The organism is Collimonas fungivorans (assembly GCF_028292705.1).
GTDB lineage: Bacteria > Pseudomonadota > Gammaproteobacteria > Burkholderiales > Burkholderiaceae_D > Collimonas > Collimonas fungivorans_B.
Genome location: NZ_JAQGLV010000248.1, coordinates 1 through 9,964, shown reverse-complemented (window position 1 = coordinate 9,964; position 9,964 = coordinate 1). Strand labels below are relative to the sequence as shown.

Sequence of the window (9,964 nt, the reverse complement as noted above, 5' to 3'; positions counted from 1 at the left end):
TCCAACAGGGGTAAGCAGTGACCAATACCAAAAATCCCGCTGCCGCAGCGCCTGACGAGAAAAAGCAAGCGCTCAGGGACGGCGACAGCAAGGCGCGCAGGCTGGCTTACCTGACCGTGCTGACGCCTGCCGTCGGTTTCGTCGCCGCGCTGTGGTATTCGATCCAGTTCGGCTTCAAGCAGCAAGACATGATCCTGCTCGGCGTCATGTACTTCCTGACGTCGTTCGGCGTGGAGGGCGGTTTGCACCGTTTCTTTTCGCACCGCGCGTTCAAGGCCGGGCCGGTCGTGACCGCCATTATCGGCATCCTCGGCTGCATGGCGGCGCAAGGGCCTATTCTGTTCTGGGCGGCGACGCACCGTATGCACCATGTCTTCACCGACCAGGACGGCGACCCGCATTCGCCGCGGGTGCTGTCGCCCGGCCTGCGCGGCCGCATCAAGGCCTTGTGGCATGGCCATGTGGGCTGGCTGTTTACCGTCAAGCGCAGCAACTGGAGCACCTATGTGCCGGACCTGTTCGGCAGCAAGCTGGTGCTGTTCGTCAACCAGCACTACCTGATCTGGGTGTTTCTCGGCCTGGCGCTGCCGGCCGCGACCGGCGCCGCGCTGAGCGGCGTCGAAGGCGCCGTCGGCGGTCTGCTGTGGGGCGGCCTGGCCCGGATCTTCCTGCTCGACCAGGTGACCTGGGCGGTCAATTCGATCGGCCATACCTTCGGCAAGCAGCCTAACCAGACCCGCGACACCAGCGGCAATATCGGCTGGCTGGCGCTGGTGTCGGCCGGCGGCGGCTGGCACAACAACCATCACGCCAACCCGGCGCTGGCGCACAACGATTTCCATTTCTGGCAGATCGACACTACCGCCTGGGTGATCCGGTTGTTAGGACTGCTCGGCCTGGCCTGGGATATCCGGCAACGCCAGGGCGCCGATCCGCTGGACCAGAAACTTTTCAATAACGATTAACGTCGGGGAAACGCCATGACTACGCAAACCAATGTCTTACCTCCCAAACCGGCGAGCGCCGCCGGTCCTGCACTGAGGCCGGGCGTCGCGCCGCTGACCGGCGCCGGCGCCACCATCAAGCAGGTCACCGCGCTGGTGGTCATGCTGGTGCCGCTGGCCGGCTTCGCGCTGGCGCTGCAGCGCGCGCTGGAAGGGCGCATGTCGACCACCGACGTGGTGCTATTCGGTGTCTTCTATTTCCTCCACATGGGCGGCATCACGATGGGCTTCCATCGCTACCTGGCGCACAAGACATTCAACACCTCGCCGTTTTTCGAGGGATTGCTGCTGATCTGCGGATCGATGGCGGCACAGGGACCGATCATGTTCTGGGTCACCACCCATCGCCGCCACCACACCTACAGCGACCAGCACGGCGATCCGCATTCGCCCAACCTGCACGGTCCGGGGTTGCTGGGCCGCCTGCGCGGCATCTGGTATGCGCACATGCCGTGGATGCTGGCCAAGGATGTCTCGGGCTGGAATTTTTTTGCGCCGGACATCCTCGCCAACCGCAAGCTGTTCTTTTACCACCGCACCTACGGCTTGTGGATCGTGCTCGGCCTGGTCCTGCCGGCTGTCATCGGCGGCGCGGTCGGCGGTACATGGGATGCAGCTTTCAGCGGTTTTTTGTTCGGCGGGCTGGCGCGGATTTTCCTGGCTAACCAGGCCGCCTGGTGTGTCGGCTCGGTGTGCCACATGATCGGCGGCAAGCCGTTCAAGACCGACGACAACAGCGCCAACAACTGGACTGTCGCCATCCTCACTTTCGGCGAAGGCCTGCAGAACAACCACCATGCGTTCCCGGGCTCGTACCGCCACGGCGTGAAGTGGTGGGAGCCGGACCTGAGTGGCTGGCTGCTGGCCGGCTTCGGCAAGATCGGCGTGGTCTGGAACCTGCGCTCGCCCGACGACAAGGCCATCGCCAAGATGCGCGGCCGCTAAGCCTCACAAGATCAAGCACACATTCAGTTCACATTCATCCCAGGAGAAACCATGTCTCAAGAAAACAAATCGGGCGGCCTGTTCGGCTTCTTCCGCAAAGGCGGAGAGGAAGTTGAAAGCAACGTTCCGTTAAGCGAAGAAGTGATCCGTCAGTGGCTGGTCAAGCGCCTGGCCAAGCAAGTCAAGGTCGACCCGAGCGCCATCGACACCGCCAAGAAGTTCGAGCTGTATGGCCTCGATTCGATCGTCGCGGTGCGGGTTTCCGGCGACCTGGAAAAACTGGTCGAGCAGCGCCTGTCGCCGGCGCTGCTGTTCGAACACCCGAGCATCGACGAGCTGAGCGCTCACCTGGCCACGGAACTCGGGCTCAACGCAATCGCATAATCTGGGAGAAATCAATGCCGTCCGCAAATAGTTACCCTTCATCGCCGGGGCCCGAGTTCGAGGCGTTCCTGGACAAAAGCAAGACGCTGGAAGGCGCACGCCTGGCTGAAGCGATTCCCAAATCGTATTTCGAACCGCAGGCCTGGCGCGGCCTGGCCGGTTTCTTCATCAGCTATGCGCTGTATATCGGCGCCATCGTCGGCGTCGCCTATGCGCCGCACTGGGGATTCTATATTCCCCTGTACATCGTCGCCGGCCTGGGCGGCTGGGGCTTGCATTGCATCGCGCACGATTGCGGCCACAATTCGTTCTCGCGCAACAAGAAACTCAACATCGCCATCGGCCACCTGTCGCTGCTGCCGCTGCTGTATCCGTTCTATTCATGGAAACACGTGCATAACCTGCATCACTTCCACACCAACAACCTTGAGCTTGATACCGACTGGCGGCCGATCCCGCGCGACATGTACAAGCGCATGTCGTTCGGGCAGCGCTTCGTCTACATGGGCACCAGGACCTGGCTATTCTGGGCCGGCACCATCAACTACTGGATAGTATCGGGCTTCCGGCCGGGATTCTTTCCCAAGAAGGATATGCGCACCGACGTCAAGCGCTCGATCGCGTTCGTGGTGCTGGCTTCGATAGTGTATTTTTCAGCGCTGATCTACTTTACCGGCATCGCAGGTTTCTTCCTGCTGTTCTTTGCGCCGTGGATTGCGATCCATACCTGGTTCAGCGTCACCACGCTGATGCACCACACTTCGGCCGACATCCCGTTCCTGACCTCGGAACACTGGACGCCGAACGCCAGCCGCATGCTGGTGACCACCGACTACCGCTATCCGAAATGGCTGCTGTTCCTGACCCACAACATCTCCATCCATACCGCCCACCACGTGGCGCCGGTGGTGCCGTTCTATAACCTGCAGAAAGCGCAGATCGCGCTGAAGCAGGCTTATCCGGGCATGATCCGGGAAAAGGACTTCAGTTTCGGCGACCTGCTGTGGGTCATCAAGAACTGTCATTTCTACGATCTCGATTCCGGTTATTACAAGGATTCGGCGGAACAGCGTGCCGTGGTTAACGGCGGTGCCAATTCCGTCGCCAATACCTGATCCTCCATCAACCCGTGCCGGGCCAACCGCAGGACCTGACGATATGACTGACATCACTTCCCCCTCGCCGCCGCTGTCGCAACAGCCGGCGGCGGCGCCGGCCCTCGGCATCGGCGCCAGCCTGGCCAAGGCGGGTTACCAGCTGGGCGGCATGCTGGCGCCAACCCTGGCCGGACGGATTGCGGCGGATGCCTTCGGCCGCTCGCGTTCGAAAGGCGGCCGCACCTTGTTCCGCATGCCGCTCGGCGCGCAGACCTTCGAAATCGCCGGCAACCAAGACGTGCGCCACGGTTATCTCTGGAAAAACCACGGTCCCACCGTGCTGCTGGTGCATGGCTGGGGCTCGGACAGCAGCAGCATGATCGGTTTCGTCAAGCCGCTGCTGGCGCTCGGTTTCCAGGTAGCGTCGTTCGATGCGCCGGCGCACGGCGAATCGGCCGGCAACAAGACCACCATGACGCGTTTTGTCAAAGCGGTCGGCGCCGCCATCAAGTCGCTGGACAACGTGCAAGTCATCGTCGGCCATTCGCTCGGTTCGATTGCTTCGGTGGCGGCGATCGCCCATGCCGATGCAAGGCATGCGGAAGCCGTCCAACGCCTGGTGCTGATCGCCGCCCCGGTATCGCTGTCCACCGTGCTGGAGCGCTGGTCGACCAACCAGTACCAGCAGCTGCCGCCGGCCGTGATCAGCAAGATCTATGACCGCCTGCAGGTGCAGAACGGCGTCCCGGTCAGCCACTGGGATATCAGCGTGCTGGGCGCGGCCATGGACGTGCCGGTGCTGGTGGTGCATGACGAGCACGATCCGGTGGTGCCGCTTAGCGAAGCCCAAAGGCTGATGCGCAGCCTGAAAAACGTGCGCCTGGAGCAGACCTCCGGCCTTGGCCATAGCCGGATACTGTCTTCCACTCCGGTCAAGGAACTGATCACCCGCTTCATCGGCGGATCCCATCTGACCCCAACTAGCCTGGAACCTAGCAATGACTGAAACAGAAACCGAATTCAAGACACTGATGTGCCTGGTGTGCGGCTGGATCTACTCGGAAAAGGACGGCGCGCCCAGCGAAGGCCTGGCGCCGGGCACCCGCTGGGACGATATCCCGGACGCGTGGACCTGCCCTGAGTGCGGCGTCAAGAAAGAGGATTTCACCATGGTGGAATTCTAGGCAGTTGCAGCAGCAGAGTTGCCACAATCGCACGCAAACCTATCAATTTTGACAGGGTGTTGAAAACCGGCAGCGGCAGTAAGATTTCCTGGCGATCCGGGCCGGAGGCCGCCGCCGGAACTATGAGAAATGGAAAGCCCTATGTTTATTCAAAATGCATGGTACGTGGCGGCGCTGGCGTCCGACATCAAGGCCGAACTGTTCCCACGCACCGTCCTGAACAAGCACCTGGTGATGTACCGCACCGCCGACGGTAAGCTGGCGGCGCTGGAAGACCGCTGCTCGCACCGGCATGTGCCGCTGTCCAAGGGCTGCCTGATCGACGACCAGATCCAGTGCGCCTACCACGGCATCCGCTTCAATGCCGGCGGCACCTGCGTCCACATACCCAGCCAGAAAATCATCCCGCAGCGCGCCAACGTCAAGTCTTTCCCGCTGGTGGAAAAATACGGCTTCGCGTGGATCTGGATGGGCGACCGCGAGCTCTGCGATGAAGCGCTGATCCCGGACCAGTCGGTCTGCACCTCGGCGCGCTACGCCGGCGAAATGTTCTACGCCCATGCCAATACCGATTACCGCCTCGGCATCGACAACTTCCTCGATCCTTCGCACGTGTCCTATGTGCATCTGAGCACCGTGATGTCGCAAGCCGTCACCGAAGCCTCGCCGGAAATCATGGTGACGCCGGGTGAAGTGCGCGTACGGCGCGTGCTGCGCATGGAGAAGAGTTCGCCGCTGCTCAAGAAAATGATGAACCTCGATCACATCGACCGTATCCAGGATGCGATCTTCTTCCCGGTCGGGAACACCAGGATAGACACCACCGCCCATCCGCCGGGCCAGCCGGAAGGCATGAACATGCGTCTCTCGACGCTGGGCATCTTTACCCCTGAAACCGAGACCACCTGCCATCTCTGGGCCGGCCTCTACCGCGATTTCGGCATCGACAACCAGCAGCTCTCGGACGCCATCGCCAAGGAGCTGCGCACCACCATCGCCGAAGACGTGTACATCTGCCAGCAGGCGCAGGCCAACTGGGACAACGACGTCGGCTTCATCCACCTGGCGGTGGACCAGGCCTCGATCGCAGCGCGCCAGATCCTCGACGTGCTGCTGCAAAAGGAAACGCAGGCGCATCCGCCGACCCTGGTGAAATCGGCGTAAAAAATCGACGCAACATCGCTTGTCCATGCAACAGAACAACGCAGCAAACCATAATATCAACTGGAGACCGTCATCGTGAGCACCCCCGTCGAGAAACTAACGCCCACCCCCGAATCGGTCGCCAAGGCCTTCCTCACGCCGAGAACCGATGAGCGCACCCCCGTCATAGCCGGTTTCGAAGGCGCGAGCCGGGTGGAAACCAACGGCCCGACCGGCAAGTTGGTGTCCTGGCAGGCAGGGCGCGGACCGACTGTATTGCTGGTCCATGGCTGGGAAGGCCGCTCCAGCGACATGGCGCCGTTCATTCCACCGCTGCTGGCCGCCGGCTACCGCGTGGTGCTGGTCGACCTGCCGGCGCATGGCGAGTCGGAAGGGACGACTTCGTCGATCCCGGCCTGCGCCGCCGCGCTGTTGAAGTTTCAGGACCTGATCGGCCCGGTGTATGCCGCGATCGCCCATTCGGTCGGCTGCGCCCTTACCGTGGAAGCGGTGCGGCACGGCTTGCAGGTCGAGCGCCTGGTGCTGATCGCGCCGCCGGCGCGCTACTTCGACTACGCCGTCGGCTTCGGCGTCCAGGCCGGCCTCGACCGCCACCAGGTGGCGGCCATGATCGCCTTGCTGCAAGAGCAGGGCGTCGATGTCGCCGATGTTGATACGCCGAAAGCGGCTGCCAATCTCAAGCAGCCGGTGCTGATCCTGCACTCGAACGATGACCGCGTGGTGCCGGTGTCGCTCGGCGTCGAAATCGCCAACGCCTGGCAAGGCGCCCAGCTGCTCCGCTTCGACGGCCTCGGCCATCGCCGCATCCTGCAGGCGCCCGAAGTAATCGAAGCCGCGCGCTCCTTCCTGACGACGCGCACCACGGTGACCTGAGGACAGGCCGGATATGGCTATGCCGCCCGGGCAATGCGCCCGGTCATCGCGTCAGCAGCAGATGGTTGCGATATTGCTTGGGCGACATGTTGAACCAGCGCTTGCAAGCCCGGAACAGCGCGCTCTGGTCGGTGAAGCCGAGCAGGAAAACTGCCTCCGAGATCGGCAACTGATGCTGTCCCAGATATTGTTGCGCCAGGCTGTACCGCGTATGTTCCACCAGCTCCTGGAAACTGGTCCCTTCGTCCTGCAAGCGCCTTTGCAAGGTGCGTTCGCTGATGCATAGCGCACTGGCGATGTCGGCCCTTAACGGCTCGCCGTCCGCCAGCCGGCGCATGATCAGCTCCTGCGTCTTGGCGCGGATCCTGTGCTGGTCCAGCCGGCCGAGGCGTTCGTTGGCGTACCTGTCGTGCAAGCTTGCCAGCGAGGGATTGGATGACGGCAGGGGAGTCGATATGTCTGCCTTTGAAAGAAATATCCGGTTGTCCGGCGCACCAAAGCGCAACGGACAGCGAAACGCCTTTTCGTACGGCGCCCGGTCGACCGGTTCCGGGTGGGTGAATTCCACCACCAGCGGCCGGATGTCTTGCCTGGTGACCCAGCGGCAGAAGGTAACCAGCGTAATCAGGTTGAAATCGAAACGCTGGCGCGGCACGTTTTTCTGCATGTCGCCGTTGATGGCCAGCTTGAACCAGTAGCCGTCTTCCACTTCGGTGAGCTCGATGGTGGCGGCGTCGGTCACCAGGCGCAGGTAGCAGATCAGGCGTTCCAGGCTGGCGTACAGGTTTTCGCTGGACATCATGGCGTAGCCGACCACGTCGAAGATGGCAGGCGTGGTCACCTCGGGCGCGGACAGGCCGATCGCCGGATTATTCGAGCGCGCAGCGGCGATTTTCCACAGGGCGCAAAGTTTTTCCGTTGCATAACTGGCGTGAGGATCATTCAGTATGCCGATATCCATGCCGGCTTCGGCGAACAGCGCAGGAACATCCAGGCCGACAGCCTTGAACATTTCCGCCACGCCCTTGACCCAGGTGGTGGAGCAGGTCAAAGCAATTACCTGGCGATGGCTGGGGTTCATTTTTTCTCCTTTCTTTGCGTCTGTTCGAAAGCTGTTGTGATCGCTCGTCAGCGTGGGAATCGGGAAATGGAGATGCCTGGGGCCTTTGTCTGGATGTGAAGGTAGAGGGAGCAGCGTATGCGACCCGGTCATGGACGACAGGCGGGATCGGTCCTTGCGGGCGAACGGCGCTCGTACGGCTTCGGCATTCTGTCCGTGAGCAGGCGCGGTGCGGCATGAGTCATTTTTTTTGCTCCCAGTGTCAATACGTCAGCATCAGCGAATCGCATCCGGCCGCGTAGCGGCCGGACGATATTTGTCCTGTCCATGTTTGATCCGGTATCGGCTGAGGCAGCCAGATATCCCGCCGGCCGGGGTGGTATCGAATGCCGCTCAGGTGGTGCTAAACAGAGCGACTGTAGTCTGTTACAAAATAATGCTGTAATGCAGCATATGAGCAGGGTTAGGTGAAATCAACTGACACAATTGACAGGTTGGACGGTTTTATTTGCGAAACTGAGGCGGTGCTCTAGCGGCTTTCGAACTGATAGCGTTACCAGTCAAAAGAATATTATTTTCAGATCCGCATGCCGGGAAATAGAGGCGGCTTTTCAGACCGGCGCCGACTGCGCTTCATATACAACAAGAGTGTGAATTCTTGCAAAATCCGCCGCCTGTAGACATTTCTCCTTAGCAATTAAGGGTGGCAACAGGTATGATTGTGGAATATTTATCAATTGGCATATCCGCACAATATGTTGTTAAAATAATATTTTGTCGGTAGCAGTTCCATTTCGGGGAACCCCTCATGAGCAGCCTGCTTCAATCCCTGTCCGCCTTGATACAAGGCCGGCAGCATGATCGTATATTGCGCCTCTCCTTCCCGCACGACGACGGCCCGCAAGCGCAACTGCTGGTCAACAAGCTCGATGCCGTCGAAAGCCTGTCGCGCGATTTTGCCTTCACCGTTGAGCTGCTGTCCGATGATGCCAGCCTCGCGCTCAAGGACCTGCAGGGGAAGCTGTTCACCGTAGAACTGGTGCGCGCCGACGGCAGCCTGCGCTACTTCAGCGGCTACTGTTTTGAATTCCGCCTGATCCGTACCGACGGCAGCATCAGCTTCTACCAGGCCAGGCTGGGCCCGTGGCTGCAGTACCTGCACCTGCGCAAGGACAACTTCATTTTCCACGGCAAGACCCTGCGCGAGCAGCTCGACAGCATCTTCAGCGACTACGGCACGCTGCCCGACTGGGATTTCCGCATCAGCGGCGAAGATCCCGCAATGACGGACGCCTTCCAGTTCGACGAATCCGACAGCAACTACGTGCACCGCCGCCTGGAAGCCGCCGGCCTGCTGTATTACTACGAGCACACCGCGCAAGGCCACAAGCTGATCATCACGGACGACTCCACCCAGGCTGCGGCTATCGACGGCGGCCCGGAGATCCGCTTCCAGCGCCACGGCGGCGCCATCGAGGAAGACGGCATCGGCGAGTTTTCGCCGGTGCGGCAAATTGTGCCTGGTTCCGTGTCGCTGTCCGGATTCAATTTCAAAAGTCCGGTGCCGATCAATGCCGGCGTGCCGACGCTGAACAAGCAAGGCAATGTGCTCGACATCGAATCCTATGAATATGTCGGCGCCTATGGCGTCAAGAATGCGCAGGACGCCGACAAACTGTCCCGCTTGCGCATGGAAGAAATCGAAGCGTCGGGCAAACACTTTGAAGCGGCTGGCAACAACCGCTCGATCCTGCCTGGACGCTGGTACCGGCTGACAGGGCACTTTGCCTTCAATCCTTTCGGCAGCAATGAAGAAGCGAGCAAGAGCGAATTCCTGATCCTGTCTGTTCATCACATCGCCAGCAACAACTACCTGCAGCAAGCCGACCAGAAAGCCGATTACAGCAACCGCCTGACCTGTATCCGCAAGAGCATTCCATGGCGGCCGGGTCGCGGCTTCAATAGCGTCGCCACCAGGATCCTGTCGCCGCAAACCGTCACGGTGGTCGGTCCTTCAGGACAGGGCAGCATCCATACCGACGAATACGGTCGTATCCGCGTGCAGTTCCATTGGGACCGCATCGGCAATAACGATGAGAAGAGTTCGGCGTGGGTGCGCGTCGCCAGTTCATGGGCCGGCGGCGAGCTGGGCGCCAAATCGATTCCGCGTGTGGGATCGGAATGCGTTGTGCAATGGCTGGATGGCAATCCGGACCGGCCTATCGTTACCGGCAGCGTGTATAACCAGCGCAA

At 61.0% G+C, this 9,964-nt stretch carries 10 protein-coding genes; 9 read left to right on the top strand and 1 reads right to left on the bottom strand.

Features of this window, described 5'->3' with window-relative positions:
• The first annotated feature begins 17 nt into the window (after positions 1-17).
• The 8 genes from JWQ61_RS14265 to JWQ61_RS14230 all read left to right on the top strand — a co-directional run bounded on the left by JWQ61_RS14265 (position 18) and on the right by JWQ61_RS14230 (position 6,651).
• Positions 18-965, top strand: a complete 948-nt coding sequence (locus JWQ61_RS14265; RefSeq protein ID WP_304361107.1) for an acyl-CoA desaturase — start codon at positions 18-20, stop codon at positions 963-965.
• A gap of 15 nt (positions 966-980) precedes the next feature.
• Complete coding sequence (locus JWQ61_RS14260; protein WP_183081609.1) at positions 981-1,949, top strand: acyl-CoA desaturase; 969 nt, start codon at positions 981-983, stop codon at positions 1,947-1,949.
• Between the two features lie 51 nt (positions 1,950-2,000).
• On the top strand, positions 2,001-2,333 hold the full coding sequence (locus JWQ61_RS14255) for an acyl carrier protein (protein ID WP_014005067.1): 333 nt from the start codon (positions 2,001-2,003) through the stop codon (positions 2,331-2,333).
• Positions 2,334-2,347: 14 nt separating this feature from the next.
• Positions 2,348-3,448: a fatty acid desaturase gene (locus tag JWQ61_RS14250; RefSeq protein ID WP_304361106.1), complete on the top strand. Its 1,101-nt coding sequence runs from the start codon at positions 2,348-2,350 to the stop codon at positions 3,446-3,448.
• A 43-nt stretch (positions 3,449-3,491) separates the two neighbouring features.
• Positions 3,492-4,436 carry an alpha/beta fold hydrolase gene (locus tag JWQ61_RS14245; protein WP_304361105.1) on the top strand — a complete coding sequence of 315 codons (945 nt, stop codon included), beginning with the start codon at positions 3,492-3,494 and terminating at the stop codon, positions 4,434-4,436.
• Positions 4,429-4,614: a rubredoxin gene (locus JWQ61_RS14240; protein WP_304361104.1), complete on the top strand. Its 186-nt coding sequence runs from the start codon at positions 4,429-4,431 to the stop codon at positions 4,612-4,614. Before JWQ61_RS14245 ends, JWQ61_RS14240 begins: the two co-directional genes overlap by 8 nt.
• A gap of 141 nt (positions 4,615-4,755) precedes the next feature.
• A complete protein-coding gene (locus JWQ61_RS14235; protein ID WP_304361103.1) occupies positions 4,756-5,778 on the top strand; it encodes an aromatic ring-hydroxylating dioxygenase subunit alpha in 1,023 nt (340 codons plus the stop codon).
• Between the two features lie 75 nt (positions 5,779-5,853).
• On the top strand, positions 5,854-6,651 hold the full coding sequence (locus JWQ61_RS14230) for an alpha/beta fold hydrolase (RefSeq protein ID WP_304361102.1): 798 nt from the start codon (positions 5,854-5,856) through the stop codon (positions 6,649-6,651).
• A gap of 43 nt (positions 6,652-6,694) precedes the next feature.
• Here the strand turns inward: JWQ61_RS14230 and JWQ61_RS14225 are convergent, their stop codons facing one another.
• The gene (locus JWQ61_RS14225) at positions 6,695-7,732 is read right to left on the bottom strand and encodes an AraC family transcriptional regulator (RefSeq protein WP_304361101.1); all 1,038 of its coding nucleotides are present in this window, start codon (positions 7,730-7,732) and stop codon (positions 6,695-6,697) included.
• Between the two features lie 787 nt (positions 7,733-8,519).
• Here JWQ61_RS14225 and JWQ61_RS14220 point away from each other — a divergent pair.
• On the top strand, positions 8,520-9,964 hold a 1,445-nt coding region (locus JWQ61_RS14220; RefSeq protein ID WP_304361100.1), incomplete at its 3' end, for a type VI secretion system Vgr family protein.

Excerpts from the sequence above, each read along its gene's own strand:
- JWQ61_RS14240 (WP_304361104.1), top strand. The coding sequence starts at position 4,429 with ATGACTGAAACAGAAACCGAATTCAAGACACTGATGTGCCTGGTGTGC.
- JWQ61_RS14250 (WP_304361106.1), top strand. The coding sequence starts at position 2,348 with ATGCCGTCCGCAAATAGTTACCCTTCATCGCCGGGGCCCGAGTTCGAG.
- JWQ61_RS14225 (WP_304361101.1), bottom strand. The coding sequence starts at position 7,732 with ATGAACCCCAGCCATCGCCAGGTAATTGCTTTGACCTGCTCCACCACC.
- JWQ61_RS14260 (WP_183081609.1), top strand. The coding sequence starts at position 981 with ATGACTACGCAAACCAATGTCTTACCTCCCAAACCGGCGAGCGCCGCC.
- JWQ61_RS14245 (WP_304361105.1), top strand. The coding sequence starts at position 3,492 with ATGACTGACATCACTTCCCCCTCGCCGCCGCTGTCGCAACAGCCGGCG.
- JWQ61_RS14255 (WP_014005067.1), top strand. The coding sequence starts at position 2,001 with ATGTCTCAAGAAAACAAATCGGGCGGCCTGTTCGGCTTCTTCCGCAAA.
- JWQ61_RS14235 (WP_304361103.1), top strand. The coding sequence starts at position 4,756 with ATGTTTATTCAAAATGCATGGTACGTGGCGGCGCTGGCGTCCGACATC.